The sequence below is a fragment of the Streptomyces sp. SL06 genome (assembly GCF_058244745.1).
Map to the genome: position 1 here is coordinate 7,209,483 of NZ_JBSYOT010000002.1, position 19,930 is coordinate 7,229,412.

Genomic DNA, 19,930 nt, shown 5'->3' on the forward strand with positions numbered 1-19,930 from the left:
GGGTGCCGCGGCCCTCTCCCGCCTGCGCCGAGGCGAAGCGAACGCCACCATGGAAATGGTGACCGCCGAGCAACGCTCCGAAGGTCCCGAAAGGAGCCAGGTCTCGTGAACCTTCTCTTCCTTCCCTCCGACCACGCCGTCGAGCACGCCCTGAACGGCCTGGTGCTCGCCCACCCCGACCTGCTGCGGCTCAACGAGGACCCGCTCTACGTCGCCGCCCGGGAGCGCCACCCGGACCGCCGCGTGGGCCTTGTCTCCGGCGGCGGGTCCGGACACGAACCCCTGCACACCGGCTTCGTCGGCTCCGGCATGCTGGACGCCGCCGTACCGGGCCGGATCTTCGCCTCCCCGCACAACCGGCAGCTCTTCGAAGCGTCCCGGGACGTCGCCGGGAAGGACGGCGTCCTCCACATAGTCAAGAACTACACCGGCGACCGCATCAACTTCGGCATCGCCGCCGAGCGACTGCGCGCCGAAGGCATCGAGGTACGCCGCGTACTCGTCGACGACGACCTCGCCACCGAGAGCGACGAGACGGCCACGGGCCGCCGCGGCACGGGCGCCACCGTACTGGTCGAGAAGCTGCTCGGCGGTGCGGCCGACACCGGTCTCGCACTGGACGAGCTGGCCGGACTCGGCACGGAGTTCGCCGCCGCCTCCCGCAGCGTCGCGGTCGCGTCCCGCGCCCAGACCTCTCCGTCGCAGGGCGGCGAGGCGTTCCGGCTCACGGAGGGAACACTGGAGTACGGAGTCGGCATCCACGGCGAACGCGCCGTCGACACCCTGGAGCACCCGGGTTTCGAGGAACTCGTCGACCGGATGACCGGCCGACTCGTCACCGCCCTGCCCCGGTCCACCGGCTCCGTCCTGCTCCTGGTCAACGGCCTCGGCGCGACCACCCTGCTGGAGCTTCACGCGGTCCACTCCCGGGTGACGGACCGGTTGCGGGAGCGCGGTATCGACGTGGCCGGCCGGCTCGTCGGCACCTTCGTCCCCGCCCTGGACATGAGCGGCTTCTCCCTCACCCTCACCGCCCTGCGCGACGACTGGCACGCCTACTGGAGCGCCCCCGCCCGCACCCCGGCCTTCCCCGCAACGGAGTCCTCCCGATGAGCATCGACGCCCGGACCGTCCTGACCGCGTTCGCCGAAGCGGCCCGTACCGCCCGCCCGACCCTCACCGCCCTCGACCAGATCTCCGGCGACGGAGACTTCGGCGACAACCTGTGCGACGGGCTCGACCGCGTGACCGCGGCCCTGGCCGACCGTCCCGCCGAACCGCCGTTCGCCGTGGCCGCGGCCGTCTTCCTCGACGAGGTGGGCGGCACCAGCGGCCCGCTGACGGGCCTGCTGTTCCAGGAACTCGCCCGCGCCCGTGCCGCTCATCCGGATGACGAGCAGGAGTCCTGGCGGATCGGCGTACGGGAAGGCCTGGCCGCCATCCAGCGGGTCGGCGAGGCCGAACCCGGCGACCGGACCCTGGTGGACACCCTCGCCCCGGCCAGGGACGCCCTGGAGGCGGGCTCGGACCCGCGTGGCGTGGCCGAGGCCGCGCTGGCCGGGGCCCGCGCCACGGCGGCCCTCCGCGCCCGCATGGGCCGCGCGTCCTACGTGGGGGAGCGCGCGGTCGGCTCACCGGATCCCGGCGCACTCGGCATCGCCCTGCTGTTCTGGTGCCGGGCCGAGGCGGCGGGCGACGCGCCCGGCGCACTCGCCGACCACCTGCCCGAAGTCGGCCCGGAGCACGCCGACAGCCAGTGACTCGACCCCGGTTCCGGCCGCCCCCGCGACGCCTGGGTGGTACCGCTGGTACCGTAGGGGCCATGTCGGATCCCAAAGCGATGAATCTGCGTTTCCCCGACCCCACCCAGCGGGCCGCCATCGCGGCGGCCGCCAAGGAGGCGGGGGTCAGCATGCAGGAGTACATCCTCTCGGCCGCCTACGACCGGGCGACCGCGGTGGAGCAGCGGTTCCTGGCGGGCTTCAAGGCGTCCATGGCACGCAGCGGCGCGGCCTTCGCCGCCGAGCCCAGCGGTATCGACGCCGGCGCGGAGCAGCGGGCGGCCGAGCTGGAGGCGCTGCGGGAGCTCGAGCGGCAGGAGCGGGGCCACGCCGCGTGAGCGAGCAGGAACCCCATCCGATCGGCGTCACCTTCCTGCTGCACGCCGCCGAGCTGCTCGACGGCGATCCGCAGGTCGACGACTTCGGGCCGCTGTACGCGGCCGTCGCCCGGGTCAACGCCCGAGCGATGGAGCGTGACATCTACGGATCGACGCACCTCAAGGCCGCCGCCCTGCTGCACACGCTGGCGAAGCTGCCCTGCCTGGAGCACTCGAACGAGGCCTTCGCCTGGCACACGACCGAGGCCTACCTCGCCCTCAACGCGCAGACCCTCCACTACCCGCCCAAGGCCGCCGTCGCGCTGGTACGCGAGGCGGCCTCGGGCACCGTCGGCGTCGCCCGCATCGCCCGGCAACTGCGCGCCTGGACGGTGGCCTGACCCTCGGCGACGCCGGGCGCCATGACGAGCAGGCCGTGAACGGCCACGGCGGGCCCCGGCCCCGGCCTCGGCGACCGTCGGGCCGTGACCGGGGCATCCGTCCCCGCCGCCGTCTACGCCCGCCGGGCGATCACCGTGGTGCCCGAGCCGACCGGGCCGACCCGCAGCACCGTGCCGGTCAGATCGTTGAACAACGTCACCTCGACCCCGCCGTCCGCGTGGGCGCCCGTGGTGGCCACCCGGTAGTCCGTGGGGTCGGCGTCACCGATCTCCAGTTCGGCCACCGCCCGGGTGTTGGGCGGGACGGTCACCTTGAGGGAGTGCGTGCCCCCGGAACGGCGCAGGGAGACCGACACCGGGCCGCGCAGGGACGGCACCGTGCCGTCGACCTCGGTCAGCCTCCCGGTCCTGGGCCGGACACGGAAACCGGCCGCGCCCGCCTCCGTGACCTGGACGCCCAGCACATGCCGGGCCACGACGTTGGCCGGGGCGGAGGCCCAGGCGTGGGAGAAGGTCATGTTCGGCTTCAGCGACGGATCCCACGCCTCGGCGACGATGGTGGCCTTCAGGTCGTCGATCATGTGCAGCCAGGAGTTCGTGGTCCTGGAGGTGAGCAGCGCGAGCGCGGCGTCGGCGCGGCCGAGCCGGAACAGCGCGTCGAGCAGGAACTGCGCCCCGTACGCGCTCACTCTCATGCCACCCGCGGCGAGGGTGTCGCCGATCCTGGCCAGCGTCTCGTCGTCGAGGGCGTCGGCCGCGCCGAGCGCGACGGGGAAGGCGGTCGCGTGCTGGGCGCCGTGGGTGGTGCCGGCCCCGTCGCGGAACCGGCCCGCCGGACCGTCGAGCAGGGTGTCGCACATGGCGGCGGCGAGGGTGTCGGCACGCGCCCGCAGCGACGCCTCCTCGTCGCTCCTGCCGAGGACGGCGGCGCACTTGGCGAGGGCGTCGAAGGCCGCGTACTGGAAGGCGTTGACGACGGTGTTGACATCGGTGAAGACATAGCCGTCGCGGTTGGTGGCGGGCCAGTCGACCAGGTCCCCGAGGTCCTGGCTGGAGTTGCCCGGTGCCTTGTGGACCAGGCCGTCCGACCCGAGATAGGAGGTGAGGTTCTTGGCGGCGAGCAGGGCGTAGTCCTTGGCGAGCTGCCGGTCGTCGCCGGTGGCGAGGTAGTCCTCCCAGGCGGAGATCGCGCACATGAGCCGGTACTCGGTGGGCCAGGTGCCCTGGCGTACGAGGTAGTCGTTGGACCACCGGGCGAGTGCGAACGAGCGCTGCACGCCGTACTCGGAGAGCTGGTTGACGAACGCGTCGCCCTCGTAGGGGCCGCGCTCACGGGTCGGGGTGTCCTGGTAGAGGTCGCCGCGGGTGGCCTCGACGGAGTAGCGGCACAGGTCCCAGACCCGGTCGAGATCGGGGTCGGAACTGCTGAAGGCGCAGTCGGAGTCGTCCCAGTCGAGCTTCCAGGCGCGGCCCTTGACCGTCGCCCGGGACAGGTCGACGGAGGTGCGCAGTTCGGCCCAGCGGAAGCCGCGGTAGCCCCAGTGCTCGAAGCGCTGGGCGCCGTCGCGCAGGGTCCACACCTCGCGGTAGACGTTGGTGGCCCGTAGCTGGTACCGGACGCTGCCGTCGGCGTCGAGTTCCTCGCCGAGCCGCACCTCCACGGTGTCGCCCGCCTTTCCGGTGACCTCCAGGGCCAGCCCGCCGACGATCTCCCGGCCGAGGTCCACCAGCCAGCGGCCGTCGGCCGCCTTGGTCACCGAGGCGGGGGAGACGTCGTGCAGCCGTACCGGCTCGATGGGCGCCGGGACCAGTGCGTCGATGGCGGAACGGGCGGCGGGGGAGTGCCAGGCGCCGTCGTCGAAGCCGGGCTCGGTCCAGCCGACGGGCTCGTTGCGCAGATCCCAGTTCTCCTGGGGCACGGTGAAGAACGTACTGCCCGCACTGCCCCCGGCCGGGAGCAGACCGGCCTGGCCGCGGGCCTTCCAGTCGCCGCCCGAGCCGATGGTGGCCCGGCCGCCGTCGGCGTACGTGACCTCCAGCTGGGCCAGGAACTTCTGCTGCGAGGTGGTGTAACAGAGCGCGGCCAGGGCGTTGGCCCGGCCGGCGCGCAGGGTGTCGGTGATGTCGAAGGACTGGTACGCGACACCGGACCCGGAGCGCACCGACGCGTGGCCGACCAGGCTGCCGTTGCTCCACACCTTGGCCGCGTACTGCCGGGCCGGGGCGGCGGAGGTGGCCGCGACGTGCAGTACGGCGGCGGCGACCTCCCTGCCGGAGGCCAGGCCGTATTCGTGCCGCAGCAGGGCCCACGTGGAGTCGGCGCCGTACGAGGAGAGCGAGGAGGCGCCGGCGGGGAGGGTGAGGACGCCGTTCGCGACGGTGCCCGCGGAGAACGTGCCCCGGTCGGACGTGAAGTCGTCCTCGATCAGTACGGTGCCGTCGGCCGCGGTGAAGCGGACGCTGTCGTACACCTGCGACTCGGTGAGGCCGTTGCGCAGGCCGATGTTGCCGGAGGCGTAGCGGGCGTCGGTGGTGGTGTCGACGACGACGCCGTTGACGCGGGTGGTGAAGGTGGAGCCGGTCATGGTGACGGAGAGGTCGATCCAGGTGTCGGTGCCGACCGGGAAGGGCAGGGTCACCTCCCCGAGGACGCTGTAGGTGCCGCCGACGCACACGTGCTTGCGCAGGACTCCGGCGGTGGTTCCGGCCCGCAGCTGCCACATGTAGTTGTTGGAGGTGTCGGTGGCCCGGAACCACAGGCCGGCGGCGACCGCGGTGACCTTCAGACGGGCGGCGAAGGTGCCGTCCGACAGCGTGGGCCCGGCCGGAGCCCAGATGGGCGTGGCCTGCCACTCGTTCTCCACCGCCGTCGCCATCAGTGCCGGCTCCGACCACGACGACGGCTCGCCTTCGCCCCAGCTGCGGACCCGCCACCAGTAGGCGGTCCGGGGTTTGAGCGCCGGACCCCCGTAGGCCACGGCCGTGGAGTCGGCGGCGGCCACCTTGCCGCTGTCCCAGACCAGATGACCCTCCCGGAACCCCGACGGGGTGGCGGCGACCTCCACTTGGTAGGCGTGCTGGGGGACACCGGCTCCGAGATCGGGGACCTGCCAGCTGAATCGCGGCCGTTGTCCGGCACCGGCACTCAGGCCCCGCGGCAGCAGGTCGGTCAACAGCCCGGTGGGCGCGCACCGCACGCCCTCACCGCGCGCGGCGGCGGACGCCTTGGAACCGAAGACCACAACAGAGGCGGATGCCGCGGCCCCCAGCTGCAAGATCCTGCGACGCGACGGGTGTCTGGACATGGGCGACCTCGCAGCGGTGAAAGGTTTCACTCAGGTGGCTCGGAGGTTAAACGCCGTGCAGAAAGCGGGTCAACCAGTAGGACGAGGAAACGATGATGAAACGAATGAAACGTTTTACCGACTCCCGCCGGTGCGCCTGCCGCGGGACCCGACCGCCGGCCACCGACTTCTCTCCCCCCTCACCGCCGCGGAGGCGGGGGAATCAGCCGGCCCCGGTAGACGAGTGACGCGGCCTGTTTGAGGGGGCGGAGGCGGACGCTCACCGCATAGCCGGTGACGCCGGGGACCGTGGCGAGGCGGTGGCTGAGGAAGTCGTAGAAGTCGGCGGCGTCCGTGCACATCACGATCGCCATGAGGTTCTGGTCGCCGGTCGTGGCCGCGGCGAAGACGACGCGGGCGAGCGCGGCGACCGCCGTGCCCGTCTCGTGCAGCCGCTCCGGGGAGGTGCGCAGCCACAGCGCCGCACTGAAGGGGTAACCCAGCCGCTCCGGCACCAGGTCCACGTCGTACACGAGGGTGCCCGAGCGCTCCAGGACCTCCATGCGGCGGGCGATCCGGCCGGTGGTCCAGCCGGTGCCCTCGGCCAGCGTGGCCTGGCTCGCCCGGCCGTCCTCGGCGAGGACGGCGAGCAGCGCGCCGTCCTCCTCGCGCAGTTCTACCGGCGGGCCCTGCGGCCGCTGCCGCGGATGCCGCTCCAGGAGCAGCTCCACCGCCTCCTGCGGGAGCGAGGGGCCAAGCCGTGCCCAGTCGGCGCCGGGCGGGGAATAGGCGTGCAGCACCATGCGGGTGTCGAGATCCACCACACCCGGGAAGCGCGCGAGTTGGCGCAGCACCTCCGGCACCCGCCCGTCGTGGGGCGCCTCGACAGAGCAGACGATCTCCGAGCCGCCGAAGGAGATGTTCGCGAAGGAGACCTCCGGCAGCCGGGTCACCGCCTCGGCGAGCGCGTCGATCCTGTCCGGGCTCAGCGTGATCCGCACGACGCTCGAAGTGAGGCCCTGCACCGCCGGGTTGACGAGTCCCACGACCCGCACGGTGCCCGTACGCCGCATCGCCCGGTAGCGTCGCGCCACGGTCTGCTCCGACACTCCGACCGCCTCCCCGATCACGCGGAACGGCGCGCGCGGCACCACGTGCAGAGCGTGGAGGATAAGGCTGTCCAGGGTGTCGAGCATGGAGGAATCTTCGCACGAAGTGCTTGGTGGTAGCGGTTTAACCCATGTCTTCGGAAGGAATTTGGGGGAATCGTCGGGTGTGACGGAGACTTCTGGAGGTACGCAGCGAGCGGATGCACGGTGCGCCCCGCGCCCGCACCGCGGGGTCCGTGTCTCCCCGACGCCGGCCGGCAGCGTCGCCGTCCGGCCCGTCCGGCCAGGTGAGCGAGCTTCGTCGCCCGCCCCGGTCCCGCAGGGCCGGACCCGCTCCACCGCTCGCGCGCCCCCCACCCGTCCCTCGCGCCGCAGTTCCGGCGCTTCGAAGGAGTCCTCTTGTCCCAGTCACCGCCCGCCGCCGAGCCCCGTCGCGGGGTGACGCTCCTCATGGCCTGCCTCGGGGTCTTCGTCGCCTATCTGCCGGTGACGAGCGTCTCGGTGAGCCTGACCGCCATCCAGTCGGCCCTGTCCACGACCACCTCGCAACTGGCGTGGGTCTCGGACGCCTTCGTGCTGCCGATGGCCGCCTTCATCCTCACCGCCGGGGTCTTCGGCGACGTCCACGGCCGCAAGAAGGTCTACCTCACCGGGCTGCTGCTGTCCGCCGCCGGCGCCGCGACCTCGCTCACCGCACACTCGGTCGGCCAGCTGTGGGCCGGTCAGGCGCTCTCCGGGATCGGTGCCGCCGCGCTGCTGCCGACGACGCTGGCACTGATCAGCCACGCCGTGCCCGACCACCGCGAGCGCGGAAAGTTCATCGGCTTCTGGGCGATGTGCCTGCTCGGCGCGCTCGCCATCGGCGGCGTGGTCGCCGGGCTGATCCTCGGCCAGGCGGGCTGGCGGTGGATCTTCCTCGTGCCGATACCCGTCGCGCTGTTCGCCTTCGGCTTCTCCCTGCGGCTGCTGCCCGAGTCCCGCGCCCCGCGCACCGGACGGCTGGACTGGCCTGGACAGATCAGCGCCGCGCTCGCCATCACCGCGCTCGTCTTCGGAGTCATCCAGGGCGGCGCGGGTTCCTTCGGCGACACCCAGGTCGTCGTCGCGCTCGCCGTCGCGGTCGTCAGCGGGACCGTCTTCGTCGTCGCCGAGCGGCGCTCCGCGCATCCGATGCTCGACCTCGCGCTCTTCCGCAGCCCCGGCTTCACCGCCACCACCCTGGTGGCCATGGTCATGTTCCTCGGCATGATCGGCTTCTTCTTCGTGCTGAGCCTCTACTTCGGCATGGTCCAGCACCTCGACACGCTCGACACCGCCTGGCGGATGCTCCTGATCACCGGAGCCGCGCTGCTCGTCAGCGGGGTCGCCGGGCGCGTCATGCACAAGGTCTCACCGCGCCTCATGATCACCACCGGGCTGCTCATGGTGACCGCCGCACTGCTCACCCTGCTCGGCGCCGACGCGAGTACCTCCTTCGGGTCGCTCTCCTGGCGGCTGCTCCTGCTGGGACTCGGCATGGGCCTGGTGACGACCCCGATGACGGCCGTCGCCGTCGCCTCCGTGCCGCACCCGCTCGCCGGGATGGCCGCCGCGGGAAACAACGCCTTCCGCCAGGTCGGCGGCGCGCTCGGCCCCGCCGTGCTCGGCGCCCTCCTCACCAGCCGCGCCGTCTCCGCGCTGCCCGGCAGCCTCTCCGGCGCCGGCGTCGAGGGGCCTCTCGCCGACCGGCTCACCGACGCGGCCCGCGACGGCGGCCTCGGCGCGGTCGGATCCGTACCGCTCGGCGCGCAGGCCGGCCAGGTCTGGGGCGCCGTCGGCGACGCCTTCCTCGAAGGCATGCGGTTGTGCCTGACCGTCTCGGCCACGCTGACCTTCCTGGCCGCCCTCCTCGCCTTCATCCTGCTGCGCCCCCGCACGCCCCGCGCGGGGACGGCGAAGGTCGTGCGCGCGTCGCAGGCACAGACGCCGCCCGGCACTACCCCGCAGCGGCCCGAGGCCGTCGTGGGGGAGGGCGCCTGACACGGGACGGCACTGCCGCCGTCGGTTTCAAGAGCCGGTTCCGGGAATCCCCGGAACCGGCTCTTGCGCGGTCGGGCCCGGCACGGCCGTCGCAGGGAAGAGGCGACCACCGGTCGACGCACCGCGCTGTGCGTGATCCATCCGGCGCGAGCGCACCGGCACGACAGATGATGGAAACGAGATGGATCCAATGACGTAATAATGATGGATCCCGCCCCTTCAACAATGCCCTGCGGCCCACCTACCGTTGCGCCCAGGTAAACGGCCTGGCTGTCGGCTGCTCGGTACTTCTTCGGCCTTGTGAAAGGTCTTTCGGGAGCTTCTTGGAGAAGCCACGGACCAGCCTCGACGGTTTCTGGAGGGAGACGGCAATGGCGCCCGCGGAACTACTCATCGGAAGCCGGTGGCAAGCGTCGGCAGGGCAGGGACAGACCTGGGACGTGACGTCGCCCTTCGACGGCAAGACCGTCGGCAGCGTCGCGGTGGCCGGCCCCGAGGACGTCGAGGCGGCCCTGGCGGCGGCGGAGCGGGGCGCCGCGCTCTGGCGGCGTACGCCCGCCCACGAGCGGATGACGATCCTGCTGCGGGCCGCGGAACTCGCCGACCAGCGAGCCCCCGAGATCGCGCAGACCATCAGCTCGGAGTCGGGCAAGACCATCAGCGAGGCCACCGGCGAGGCATCGCGATCCGGTGACCTGATCCGTCTCGCGGCCTTCGAGGGCACCCAACTCTACGGCGAGACATTGCCGTTGGACGCCAACCGCGGCACCGGCCAGGACAAGGTGGGCTTCACGCTGCGCCAGCCCTGCGGGGTCGTGGTGGCCATCACCCCGTTCAACTACCCCTCGCTGCTCGTACTGCACAAGCTGGCCCCCGCGCTCGCGGCGGGAAACGCGGTCGTCCTCAAGCCGGCCACCTCGACACCGCTGACCGCGCTGGCGCTCGCCGAGTGCTTCGTGGACGCCGGGCTCCCCGAGGGCGTGCTGTCCGTACTCGTCGGTTCCGGCGGGGTGTTGGGCGACGCTCTCGTGACCGATCCCCGGGTGCGGAAGATCTCCTTCACCGGCTCCACGGCGACCGGCGAGCACATCGCGAGGGTCGCGGGAGTGAAGAAGCTCTCCCTCGAACTGGGCGCCTCCTGCCCGGTGGTCGTCCTGCCCGACGCCGATCTCGAACTGGCCGCCAGCGCCGTGGCGTTGGGCGGCTACGTCAACGCCGGGCAGGTGTGCATCTCCGTTCAGCGGGTGATCACGCACCCCGAGATCACCGCCGACTTCCTCGACGCCCTCGTCCCCAAGGTCGAGGCCATCAGGACCGGGGACCCCTCGTCCCCCGAGACGACCATGGGCTCCCTGATCACGACCGCCGAGGCGGAACGGGTGGAGCGGGCCATCGCGCGGGCGCGGGCGGACGGCGCGCGCGTCCTGACCGGCGGCGAGCGCGACGGCACCGTGGTCGCACCGACCGTCGTGGCCGATGTGGATCCCGAATCCCCCTTCAGCCAGCAGGAGTTGTTCGGACCCGCCGTCGCCGTCAGCTCGGCCGCCGACTGGGAGTCCGCCATCGCCCAGGCCAACGGCACCGCCTACGGCCTCGGCGCGGGGATCTTCACCTCCGACGTGGCCGGCGCGGTCCGCGCCATCCGGGAGATCGACGCCGGCTCCGTCCACATCAACTGGACGCCGCTGTGGCGCGCCGACCTCATGCCGTACGGCGGTCTCAAGGGCAGCGGCTACGGCAAGGAAGGCCCCCGCGCCGCGGTCAGTGAGATGACCGAGGTCAAGACCGTCGTCCTGCACGGCCGCCCCTGGTGACGTGGCCGCGTCCCCGTACACATCCCCGATCAGGAGCCGACTCATGACCGACCGGACGCCACAGGGCACGGTGCGCCTCACCGTCGCCCAGGCCGTCGTCACCTACCTCTCCCGCCAGTACTCCGTGGCCGACGGCCACCGCCGCCGCCTCGTACCGGCCGCGCTGGGCATCTTCGGCCACGGCAACGTGGCCGGGCTCGGCCAGGCCCTCGACCAGCTGAGCGACCAACTCCCCTTCGTCCAGGGCCGCAACGAACAGGCCCTGGTCCACATCGCGACCGCCTACGCCAAGGCGACCAAGCGGCACGCCACCCTCGCCGTGACCGCCTCCATCGGCCCGGGTGCTCTCAACATGGTGACCGGGGCGGGCCTCGCCACCGTCAACCGGCTGCCCGTCCTGCTGCTGCCGGGCGACACCTACGCGACCCGCCACCAGGGGCCCGTACTCCAGCAGTTGCAGCACCCCATCGAGGCCGACGCCTCGGTGAACGACGCCTTCCGGCCCGTCTCCCGCTTCTTCGACCGCATCACCCGGCCCGAGCAGCTCCTGACCGCGCTGCCCGCGGCGATGCGGGTACTCACCGACGTCGACACCGGTGCGGTCGTCGTCTCCCTCCCGCAGGACATCCAGTCCCACGCCTACGACTTCCCGGTGGAGTTCTTCGCCGAGCGCGACTGGCCGATCCGCCGTCCCGCGCCGGACGCCGACGAGGTCGCCGTGGTCGCGCGGCTGCTCGCCGAGGCGGAGAAACCTCTGATCATCGCCGGTGGCGGGGTCGTGTACTCCGGCGCCACCGAAGAGCTGGAGGCACTCGCCGACGCGGCCGGCATCCCCGTCGCGGAGACGTTCGCGGGCAAGGGCGCCGTCCAGCGCCGCGCCTGGTGGCAGCTCGGCGGCATCGGCCTCGAAGGCACCCCGGCGGTCAACGCCCTGGCCCGGGAGGCCGACTTCGTGCTCACCGTCGGCTCACGGCTGACCGACTTCGCCACCGCCTCGCACTCCGTCTTCCAGAACCCGCGGGTGCGCTTCGCGAGCATCAACGTCAATATGCACGACGCGGGCCGCCTGGGCGCGACCGGCATCGTGGCCGACGCCAAGCGGGCCCTGGCCGCGCTGGCGGACGCCGTACGGGCGAACGGCACCAGCACTCCGGCGGCCTGGCAGGAGAAGGCCCGCGCCCTGGACGAGCGGTGGCGGGAACAGCGCGCCGCCGCACTCGACCCGGACACCCCCTTCGACCTCGCGTCGCTGCCCGACGACTCCGATGTCGTGCGCGACACCGGAGCCGCCCTCACCCAGGGCCAGTTGATCGGACTGCTCCAGGAACACGCGCGCTCCGGCGACACGATCATCGCCGCCGCCGGCGGTCCGCCCGGTGACCTGCAGAAGGTGTGGGACGCCACCGAGGGCCGTCACGCCCACCTGGAGTTCGGCTTCTCGTGCATGGGCTACGAGCTGCCCGCCGCGATCGGCGTCCGCTTCGCGGAGCCGGACCCCACGAAGCGGGTGCTGTCCCTGCTGGGCGACGGCACGTTCCTGATGGCGCCGACCGAACTGGTCACGGCCGTCCAGGAAAGGCTCCCGGTCACGATCGTGATCCCGGAGAACCACGGCTACCAGGTCATCCACCGACTCCAGATGGGGCGCAGCGGACGGGAGTTCGGCAACGAGTTCCGCTACCGCGACGGCAGCCTGGAGATCGGATCCGGCAAGCCCGCACGCCTGGAGGGCGAGTACCTCCCGGTCGACCTCGTCAAGATCGGGGAGGGCCTCGGCGCCCGCGCCCTTCGGGCCACGACCGCCGACGAGGTACGCGCCGCGCTGACCGAGACCCGCGACCACACCGGCCCGGTCCTCCTGGTCGTCCCCGTCGTACCGCACGCCGACCTGCCCGGCGCCGGAGTCTGGTGGGACGTGGCCCCGGCCGAGGTCTCCGAGCGGGAAACCGTCGCGCAACTGCGCGGCGAGTACGAAGAAGGTCTGGCGTCCCAGAGGTGGTACGGATGAATCGCTCTCCCCTGGATCACGGCCGCCTGCGCGCCCGGCTCGCCGCCGGCGAGACCACGTTCGGCACCTTCGTCGGCACCGCCTCCCCGGTCACGGCCGAGGTGTGCGCCGCGGCCGGCGCCGACTGGCTGCTGCTCGACCTCGAACACGGCGCGGGGGGCGAGGAGCAGGCCCGTACGGTCTTCCCGATCGCGGCGGCCTACGGCGTCCCGACCGTCGTACGCGTGGAGTCCGCCGCCCGCATCCGCATCGGCCGCGTCCTCGACCTGGGCGCCGCCGGGATCATGCTGCCGCGACTCGACACCGCCGCCGAAGTCCGGGAAGCACTGCGACACTTGAGGTACCCGCCCGAGGGAGACCGGGGCGTGGCCACCTACAACCGGGCGTGCCGCTTCGGGCTCGACGCCGGGGCCCTGGACCGGGAGGGCGAACTCCTCGGCGTGGTCCAGATCGAGTCGGCATCCGCCCTGGCGGAGGTCGAGGCGATCGCCGCGCTGGACGGCGTCGACGTACTGTTCGTCGGCCCCCGCGACCTCAGCCACGACCTCGGCGTGCCCGGCGACTTCGCCGCACCGGTCTACCGGGAGGCCCTGGACCGCGTCCGCAAGGCCGCCGCCGCGCACGGCAAAGCCTGCGGACTGCTCGTCCCCGACGGTGCGGCCGCCGCCGCCAAACGCGCCGAGGGCTGGACGTTCATCGGCATCGGCTCGGACGCCACCCTGCTCGCGGCAGCCCTGTCCGCCGCGCTCGACCAGGCCCGGCCCCAGCCCCACGGCTCTCAGGACTCCCAGGAGACACGATCATGACCCCCGCCACCCCGCACGCCGCACGTGAGATCGGCGTCGGCCTGATCAGCGTCGGCTGGATGGGCAAGCTCCACAGCCGCGCCTACCAGGCACTGCCCTCCGTCTACCCCGAGCTGGGCATCAAGCCCCGCCTCGTGCACGCCGCCGACACGGCCGAGGACCGCGCGGCCTACGCCCGTGACGTGCTCGGCTACGCGAAGGCATCCACCGACTACCGGGCCGTCCTCGACGACCCGGAGGTCGAGGTCGTCTCGATCTGCGCGCCCAACCTCCTCCACCACGAGATAGGCATCGCCGCGGCCAAGGCCGGCAAGCCGTTCTGGATCGAGAAGCCGGTGGGACGCGGTGCCGAGGAGACGGCCGAGGTCGCCGCCGCGGCGCGCGCGGCCGGCGTCGTCACCTCCATCGGCTACAACTACCGGCACGCCCCCGCCGTGGAGCGGGCCCGCGAGCTGATCGCCACGGGGCGGCTCGGCCGGGTCACCAACGTGCGGGCCACCTTCTTCTCCGGCTACGCCTCCGAGCCCAAGGGCGCGCTGTCCTGGCGCTTCAAGCGGGACCTGGCCGGGCACGGCGCGCTCGGCGACCTGATGAGCCACGTCGTGGACCTCGTCAGCTACGTCGTCGCCCCCATCGACGAGGTCTCCGCCCTCACCAGCACCGTCTACACCGAGCGCCCCATCCTGCCCATGGGCTCGGGCACGCACTTCGCGGTGATCGAGGACGGCGAGATGGCCACCGTGGAGAACGACGACTACAGCGCCGCGCTGGTCCGCTTCCAGGGCGGAGCCGTCGGCACGCTGGAGGCGTCCCGCGTCATCGTCGGCCCGCAGTGCGGCATCGGCTTCGAGATCTACGGCACCGACGGCTCGGTCACCTGGAACTTCGAGCGGATGAACGAACTGCGCGTCGCCCTGGACCGCAGCGGCCCCCACCAGGGCTACACCACCGTGCTCGGCAACGGCCACATGGGCGACTACGCCAGCTTCCAGCCCGGACCGGGCAACAGCATGGGCTACGACGACCTGAAGGTCGTCGAGGCCAAGAAGTTCCTGGCCGCCGTGGCCGGCGTCGAGCACCACAACTCCACCATCGAGGACGCGCACGCCGTGGCCGAGGTGATCGAGGCGGCCGCCGCCTCCGCGGCGAACGGCTCCTGGCAGCCGGTGCCCGCCGTGCCGGGCGCTAACTTCGGCCACCCGGCGCGGAGTTGATCGTATGACTGAACATGTCACCAAGCATGTCGTAGTGGCCCTCGGTCCCGTCGACGCCGAAACGGTGGCCCCCGTCCTCGGCGAACGGGTCACCTTCGTCACCGACCCCACACCCGATGACCTCGCGGTCGCCGAGGGCGCCATCGTGCGCGCCGACCGGCGGGTCGACGAGGACTTCCTGCGGCGGGCGCCGCGGCTGCGGGTCCTCGCCCGCACCGGCGTCGGCGTCGACCTGGTCGACGTGGCGGCGGCCTCGGCCCGCGGGATCGCCGTGGTCGTCACCCCGGGCAGCGGCAGCCGGGCCGTGGCCGAGGGCGTCTTCGCCATGGCCCTGCATCTGACCAAGCGGCTGAAACCGCTGACCGACCTCGTACGGGAGAGCCGCTGGGCCGAGCGGAACACCGTACCGGTCGGCGACCTCGACGGCGCCACCCTGGGGATCGTCGGCTACGGCCGCATCGGCCGCCGGGTGGGCGAACTCGCCGCCGCCTTCGGGATGCGGACCCTCGCCCACGACCCGTTCAGCCCGCCGCCGCCCGAGTTCGCCCGCGCCGACCTCGGTGAACTGGCCGCCTCCAGCGACGTGCTCACCCTGCACGCGCCGCTCGTCGAGAGCACCCGGCACCTCGTGGACGAGCGGTTGCTCTCCCGCGTCAGGCCGGGATCGATCCTGATCAACTGCGGCCGGGGCGGACTGCTCGACCCCGACGCCACCCTGGCCGCTCTGCAGTCGGGCCGGCTGTCGGGCGTCGGACTGGACGTGTTCGACCCGGAACCGGCCCTGCACCACCCGCTGTTCGACCACCCCGATGTCGTCCTCACCCCGCACCTGATGGGCATGACGCGCCGGGCGACGACCCTGACCTTCGTCGACGCCGCCCGCGGTGTCGCCGATGTCCTCGCGGGCCGATCGCCGGCCGCGGTCGCCGACCCCGACTGGAACCAGCGAAAGGCCACGGCATGACCACCTCACCCCTGAACAGGATCGCGGGCGCGCCCATCTCCTGGGGCGTGTGCGAAGTCCCCGGCTGGGGCTACCAGTTGACGCCCGAACGGGTGCTGAACGAGATGCGTGAAGTCGGGCTGGCCGCCACCGAGATCGGCCCCGAGGGCTTTCTGCCCGGCGAGCCGGACGCCATGGCCCAGGTCCTCGCCCACCACGACCTCCACGCGGTGGGCGGCTTCACCCCGCTGCTGCTGCACGAGCCCGGACACGACCCGCTGCCCGAGACCGAACAGCTCCTGGAGAGCTACGCGGCCTCGAAGGCGGAGGTGCTCGTCCTGTCCGCCGTCACCGGCCAGGACGGCTACGACTCCCGGCCCGAACTCGACGCCGACGGCTGGCGGCTGCTGCTGTCCAACCTCGACCGGCTCGCCTCGCTGGCCGCCGAACGGGGCGTACGCGCCGTCCTGCACCCGCACGTCGGCACGATGATCGAGAACGGTGACGAGGTCCGACGCGTCCTGGAGCACTCGGCGATCTCCCTGTGCCTCGACACCGGGCATCTGCTCATCGGCGGCACCGACCCGGCAGAGCTGACCCGCCAGGCGCCCGAGCGCATCGCCCACACCCACATGAAGGATGTGGACGCCTCCCTCGCCGCCAAGGTCCAGTCGGGCCGCCTCACCTACACCGAGGCCGTACGCGGGGGCATGTACCGCCCGCTGGGCGAGGGGGACGTGGATGTCCGGGCCATCGTCACCCACCTCGGCGCACGCGGCTACGACGGCTGGTACGTCCTGGAACAGGACACCATCCTGACCGAGGAACCCCGGCAGAAGGGGCCGGTCGAGGATGTGTGGGCCAGCGCCGAACATCTGCGCGCGGTGCTGCGCGATGTCGCGTAGCGGTATACCTTCTCGACGCGTACGTGCAATTGCCCCTCGTCGCCCGCCGGTGTCCTTTCGCGAACATGAGGAATCCAGGAAACAGAAATGACCGCTGACGAGTTTCTGGCCACTTGCTGGACCACCGCGGGCGACGCCGCTCCCGACGAGAAGGACCAGCGCAGTCCGCTGAACCTGCGCGAGCGGGTGGAGGCGGCGCGCGAGGCCGGATTCACGGCCTTCGGGCTGCTGTACTGCGACCTGGTGGAGGCCGAGCGCGAGTACGGGCTGGCCGGTGTCCGCTCCCTCTTCGAGGACAACGGCATCGGCCACGTCGAGCTGGAGCTGCTGAGCGACTGGTGGACCGACGGAGCCCGGCGGGCCGCGTCGGACTCCGTCCGGGCCGGAATGCTGCGGGCCATCGAGGCCCTCGGCGCACGCACCTTCAAGATCGGTCCCGACGTGGCGGACGAGCCCTGGGACCTCGACGTCTGGGCCGAGGAGTTCGCCGCGCTGGCCGCGCAGGCCGACGCGGTGGGCGCCCGGCTCGGCGTCGAACCCCTGCCCTGGTCCAACCTCAAGACCGTGCACGACGGACTGCGGCTCGTCGAGAGCGCCGGCCACCCGGCGGGCGGCCTCATCATCGACGTCTGGCACACCGAGCGCGCCCACACCCCGCCCGCCGAACTGGCGGCCCTGCCCGGGTCGCGGATCGTGGGCGTGGAGCTGAACGACGCCGACAGCGAGGTCGTGGGCACGCTCTTCGAGGACACCGTCCACCGCCGCCGCCTGTGCGGGGAGGGCTCCTTCGACCTGCCGGCGATCATCGGCGCGCTCCGTACGGCCGGCTTCCGCGGCCCCTGGGGCGTGGAGATCCTCTCCGACACGCACCGTGCGCTGCCGGTGCGGGAGGCCGCCGCGGCGGCGTACCGGAGTGCCGCGGCACTGGTGCGGTAGGTGAACCAGGAGCGACAGGGGTGGCGGGGACGACCGTGGGTCCGTCCCCGCCACCCCTATCTCCGCATGAACAGCTGGAACTCGAACACATGGCGCGCCGCGTTGTAGAGATGCGTGCTGTACTCCACGGCCTGACCGGCGGCGTCGTACGCCGTGCGCCGCAGGGTGAGCAGCGGCGCGCCCTCGGGTTCCCCGAGGTGTTCGCCCTCCTCGGCGGTGGCCGCACCGGCGCCGATCACCTGGTGCGCGCTGTGCAGAGCGACATGGGCCCCGTGCAGGAGCCGGTACAGACCCGTGGCCTCCAGCAGCCGGGTGTCGAGGCCGAGCAGCAGGCCGGTCGGCAGATGGTTGCGCAGGACGGCCACGGCGAGTCCGTCCGCGTACCGGATCCGCTCCAGCCGGAGCACGCTGTCGCCCTCGCCGATGCCCAGCGCCGCGGCGACCTCCGCCGACGCGGACACCACGTCGTTGCGCAGCACCCGGGTGCTGGGCGCCTGCCCGGCCTCCTCCAGGTCGTCGTAGAGGCTGGTGAGTTCCAGCGGGCGCTTGACCGAGCGGTGCACCACCTGGGTGCCGACGCCCCTGCGCCGTACCAACAGCCCCTTCTCGACCAGGGTCCTGATGCCCTGCCGGACGGTCGGCCGGGACAGGCCGAGCCGTTCGGCGAGGTCGATCTCGTTGCCGAGCAGGGCACCCGGCAGGAGCAGGCCGTGCTCGATGGCCTGCTCCAACTGCCGGGAGAACTGGTGGTACAGCGGTATCGGGCTGGTGCGGTCGAGGGCGAAGTCGAGCACGCCCGTGCCGCCGTCCGCCTTCCGGCGCCCGGACACCATCAGTGGTTGCGCGGGAAGCCCAGGTCGACGCCGGTGGGGGTGTCGGCGGGGTCGGGCCAGCGGGTGGTGACGACCTTGCCGCGGGTGTAGAAGTGGGTGCCGTCGTTGCCGTAGACGTGGTGGTCGCCGAAGAGGGAGTCCTTCCAGCCGCCGAAGGAGTGGTAGCCGACGGGGACCGGGATGGGGACGTTGACGCCGACCATGCCGGCCTCGACCTCCAGCTGGAAGCGGCGGGCCGCGCCGCCGTCCCGGGTGAAGATCGCGGTGCCGTTGCCGAACGGCGAGGCGTTGATGAGGGCCACGCCCTCCTCGTAGGTCTCCGCGCGCAGCACGCACAGCACGGGGCCGAAGATCTCGTCCTGGTAGGCCTTCGCGGTGGTCGGGACCTTGTCCAGGAGCGAGATGCCGATCCAGTGGCCGTCCTCGAAGCCCTCGACGGTGTGGCCGGTGCCGTCCAGGACGACCTCGCAGCCCTCGGCCGCCGCGCCCTGCACGTAGGAGGCCACCTTGTCGCGGTGGGCCCTGGTGATCAGCGGGCCCATCTCGGAGGCCGGGTCGCTGCCGGGACCGATCCTGATCTTCTCCGCGCGCTCGCGGATCTTCTCCACCAGGGTGTCGCCGACGGCACCGACCGCGACGACCGCGGAGATGGCCATGCAGCGCTCCCCGGCCGAGCCGTAGGCCGCGCTGACCGCCGCGTCCGCCGCCGCGTCCAGGTCGGCGTCCGGCAGCACCAGCATGTGGTTCTTCGCACCGCCCAGCGCCTGCACACGCTTGCCGCCGGCCGAGGCGGTGGCGTGGATGTACCGGGCGACGGGGGTCGAGCCCACGAAGGAGACGGCCCTGACGTCCGGATGCTCCAGCAGCCGGTCCACCGCCACCTTGTCCCCGTGCACGACATTGAACACCCCCTCCGGCAGACCGGCCTGGGCAAGCAGCTCACCGAGCCGGTTCGCCGCCGACGGGTCCTTCTCCGACGGCTTGAGCACGAAGGTGTTCCCGCACGCGACGGCGACCGGGAACATCCACAGCGGCACCATCGCCGGGAAGTTGAACGGCGTGATCCCCGCGACCACCCCCAGCGGCTGCCGGATCGAGGACACATCGACCCGGGTCGCCACCTGCGTCGACAGCTCACCCTTGAGCTGCACCGCGATACCGCACGCCAGATCGACGATCTCCAGACCCCGCGCGACCTCCCCCAGCGCATCGGAATGCACCTTGCCGTGCTCCGCCGTGATCAGCCCCGCGATCTCGTCCCGGTGCTCGTCCAGCAGCGCCCGGAACCGGAACAGAATCGACGTACGCTGCGCCAGCGAGGACTGACCCCAGGTCAGATAGGCGTCCTTGGCGGCCGCGACCGCCGCGTCCACCTCGGCCACGGAGGCGAAGGGGACCTGCTTCTCCTGGTTGCCCGTGGCCGGGTCGTGGACGGCGCCGTGGCGCCCGGACGAACCCTCGATGGGCTTGCCGTTGATCCAGTGCTGGAGACTCTTCATCGGGTGCGGGTTTCCTTTCGGACGGCCGGGCGCGGTTCGTTCCGGGGCCGGCCGTTTCAGG

Annotated in this window: 16 protein-coding genes; 12 read left to right on the forward strand and 4 right to left on the reverse strand. The window is 72.3% G+C overall.

Going from position 1 to position 19,930, the window contains the following annotated elements; translation table 11 throughout:
- Nucleotides 1-105 precede the first annotated feature (105 nt).
- The 4 genes from AC4IHM_RS32950 to AC4IHM_RS32965 all read left to right on the forward strand — a co-directional run bounded on the left by AC4IHM_RS32950 (nucleotide 106) and on the right by AC4IHM_RS32965 (nucleotide 2,499).
- Nucleotides 106-1,113 carry a dihydroxyacetone kinase subunit DhaK gene (locus AC4IHM_RS32950; RefSeq protein ID WP_490870630.1) on the forward strand — a complete coding sequence of 336 codons (1,008 nt, stop codon included), beginning with the start codon at nucleotides 106-108 and terminating at the stop codon, nucleotides 1,111-1,113.
- Nucleotides 1,110-1,760, forward strand: coding sequence for a DAK2 domain-containing protein (locus AC4IHM_RS32955; protein WP_490870631.1), 651 nt, complete (start codon nucleotides 1,110-1,112; stop codon nucleotides 1,758-1,760). The genes AC4IHM_RS32950 and AC4IHM_RS32955 overlap by 4 nt, the downstream gene beginning before the upstream one ends.
- 62 nt (nucleotides 1,761-1,822) lie before the next feature.
- On the forward strand, nucleotides 1,823-2,119 hold the full coding sequence (locus AC4IHM_RS32960; protein WP_490870632.1) for a hypothetical protein: 297 nt from the start codon (nucleotides 1,823-1,825) through the stop codon (nucleotides 2,117-2,119).
- On the forward strand, nucleotides 2,116-2,499 hold the full coding sequence (locus AC4IHM_RS32965; protein ID WP_490870633.1) for a fic family toxin-antitoxin system, toxin component: 384 nt from the start codon (nucleotides 2,116-2,118) through the stop codon (nucleotides 2,497-2,499). Before AC4IHM_RS32960 ends, AC4IHM_RS32965 begins: the two co-directional genes overlap by 4 nt.
- Before the next feature lie 113 nt (nucleotides 2,500-2,612).
- Here AC4IHM_RS32965 and AC4IHM_RS32970 read toward each other — a convergent pair whose 3' ends face one another.
- Together AC4IHM_RS32970 and AC4IHM_RS32975 are read right to left on the reverse strand one after the other, a co-directional pair.
- Entirely contained in the window at nucleotides 2,613-5,741 is a 3,129-nt protein-coding gene (locus AC4IHM_RS32970) for a family 78 glycoside hydrolase catalytic domain (RefSeq protein ID WP_490870634.1), read from the reverse strand.
- A gap of 242 nt (nucleotides 5,742-5,983) precedes the next feature.
- Entirely contained in the window at nucleotides 5,984-6,979 is a 996-nt protein-coding gene (locus AC4IHM_RS32975; RefSeq protein ID WP_490870635.1) for an Lrp/AsnC family transcriptional regulator, read from the reverse strand.
- 363 nt (nucleotides 6,980-7,342) lie between these two features.
- Between AC4IHM_RS32975 and AC4IHM_RS32980 the strand changes: the two genes are divergently transcribed.
- The 8 genes from AC4IHM_RS32980 (at nucleotide 7,343) to AC4IHM_RS33015 (ending at nucleotide 17,537) form a co-directional block, all read left to right on the forward strand.
- Nucleotides 7,343-8,911 carry an MFS transporter gene (locus tag AC4IHM_RS32980; protein WP_490871004.1) on the forward strand — a complete coding sequence of 523 codons (1,569 nt, stop codon included), beginning with the start codon at nucleotides 7,343-7,345 and terminating at the stop codon, nucleotides 8,909-8,911.
- A gap of 440 nt (nucleotides 8,912-9,351) precedes the next feature.
- Nucleotides 9,352-10,725, forward strand: a complete 1,374-nt coding sequence (locus tag AC4IHM_RS32985) for an aldehyde dehydrogenase family protein (protein WP_490870636.1) — start codon at nucleotides 9,352-9,354, stop codon at nucleotides 10,723-10,725.
- Nucleotides 10,726-10,768: 43 nt separating this feature from the next.
- The gene (gene iolD, locus AC4IHM_RS32990; RefSeq protein WP_490870637.1) at nucleotides 10,769-12,733 is read left to right on the forward strand and encodes a 3D-(3,5/4)-trihydroxycyclohexane-1,2-dione acylhydrolase (decyclizing); all 1,965 of its coding nucleotides are present in this window, start codon (nucleotides 10,769-10,771) and stop codon (nucleotides 12,731-12,733) included.
- On the forward strand, nucleotides 12,730-13,539 hold the full coding sequence (locus AC4IHM_RS32995; RefSeq protein ID WP_490870638.1) for an HpcH/HpaI aldolase family protein: 810 nt from the start codon (nucleotides 12,730-12,732) through the stop codon (nucleotides 13,537-13,539). The genes iolD and AC4IHM_RS32995 overlap by 4 nt, the downstream gene beginning before the upstream one ends.
- On the forward strand, nucleotides 13,536-14,753 hold the full coding sequence (locus AC4IHM_RS33000) for a Gfo/Idh/MocA family protein (protein ID WP_490870639.1): 1,218 nt from the start codon (nucleotides 13,536-13,538) through the stop codon (nucleotides 14,751-14,753). Before AC4IHM_RS32995 ends, AC4IHM_RS33000 begins: the two co-directional genes overlap by 4 nt.
- Nucleotides 14,754-14,757: 4 nt before the next feature.
- Complete coding sequence (locus AC4IHM_RS33005) at nucleotides 14,758-15,717, forward strand: NAD(P)-dependent oxidoreductase (RefSeq protein ID WP_490870640.1); 960 nt, start codon at nucleotides 14,758-14,760, stop codon at nucleotides 15,715-15,717.
- Nucleotides 15,714-16,601, forward strand: coding sequence for a sugar phosphate isomerase/epimerase family protein (locus AC4IHM_RS33010; protein WP_490870641.1), 888 nt, complete (start codon nucleotides 15,714-15,716; stop codon nucleotides 16,599-16,601). The genes AC4IHM_RS33005 and AC4IHM_RS33010 overlap by 4 nt, the downstream gene beginning before the upstream one ends.
- An 87-nt stretch (nucleotides 16,602-16,688) precedes the next feature.
- On the forward strand, nucleotides 16,689-17,537 hold the full coding sequence (locus AC4IHM_RS33015) for a sugar phosphate isomerase/epimerase family protein (protein ID WP_490870642.1): 849 nt from the start codon (nucleotides 16,689-16,691) through the stop codon (nucleotides 17,535-17,537).
- 56 nt (nucleotides 17,538-17,593) lie between these two features.
- Here AC4IHM_RS33015 and AC4IHM_RS33020 read toward each other — a convergent pair whose 3' ends face one another.
- The gene (locus AC4IHM_RS33020; RefSeq protein ID WP_490870643.1) at nucleotides 17,594-18,370 is read right to left on the reverse strand and encodes a GntR family transcriptional regulator; all 777 of its coding nucleotides are present in this window, start codon (nucleotides 18,368-18,370) and stop codon (nucleotides 17,594-17,596) included.
- Complete coding sequence (mmsA, locus tag AC4IHM_RS33025) at nucleotides 18,370-19,869, reverse strand: CoA-acylating methylmalonate-semialdehyde dehydrogenase (protein ID WP_490870644.1); 1,500 nt, start codon at nucleotides 19,867-19,869, stop codon at nucleotides 18,370-18,372. The genes AC4IHM_RS33020 and mmsA overlap by 1 nt, the downstream gene beginning before the upstream one ends.
- Nucleotides 19,870-19,930: the final 61 nt, after the last annotated feature.

What these genes read in the sequence shown, in the direction of transcription:
- AC4IHM_RS33015 (WP_490870642.1), top strand. Translation starts at nt 16,689, where the DNA reads ATGACCGCTGACGAGTTTCTGGCCACTTGCTGGACCACCGCGGGCGAC.
- AC4IHM_RS33020 (WP_490870643.1), bottom strand. Translation starts at nt 18,370, where the DNA reads ATGGTGTCCGGGCGCCGGAAGGCGGACGGCGGCACGGGCGTGCTCGAC.
- AC4IHM_RS32975 (WP_490870635.1), bottom strand. Translation starts at nt 6,979, where the DNA reads ATGCTCGACACCCTGGACAGCCTTATCCTCCACGCTCTGCACGTGGTG.
- iolD (WP_490870637.1), top strand. Translation starts at nt 10,769, where the DNA reads ATGACCGACCGGACGCCACAGGGCACGGTGCGCCTCACCGTCGCCCAG.
- AC4IHM_RS33010 (WP_490870641.1), top strand. Translation starts at nt 15,714, where the DNA reads ATGACCACCTCACCCCTGAACAGGATCGCGGGCGCGCCCATCTCCTGG.
- AC4IHM_RS33000 (WP_490870639.1), top strand. Translation starts at nt 13,536, where the DNA reads ATGACCCCCGCCACCCCGCACGCCGCACGTGAGATCGGCGTCGGCCTG.
- AC4IHM_RS32955 (WP_490870631.1), top strand. Translation starts at nt 1,110, where the DNA reads ATGAGCATCGACGCCCGGACCGTCCTGACCGCGTTCGCCGAAGCGGCC.
- AC4IHM_RS33005 (WP_490870640.1), top strand. Translation starts at nt 14,758, where the DNA reads ATGACTGAACATGTCACCAAGCATGTCGTAGTGGCCCTCGGTCCCGTC.
- AC4IHM_RS32995 (WP_490870638.1), top strand. Translation starts at nt 12,730, where the DNA reads ATGAATCGCTCTCCCCTGGATCACGGCCGCCTGCGCGCCCGGCTCGCC.
- AC4IHM_RS32960 (WP_490870632.1), top strand. Translation starts at nt 1,823, where the DNA reads ATGTCGGATCCCAAAGCGATGAATCTGCGTTTCCCCGACCCCACCCAG.
- mmsA (WP_490870644.1), bottom strand. Translation starts at nt 19,869, where the DNA reads ATGAAGAGTCTCCAGCACTGGATCAACGGCAAGCCCATCGAGGGTTCG.
- AC4IHM_RS32980 (WP_490871004.1), top strand. Translation starts at nt 7,343, where the DNA reads ATGGCCTGCCTCGGGGTCTTCGTCGCCTATCTGCCGGTGACGAGCGTC.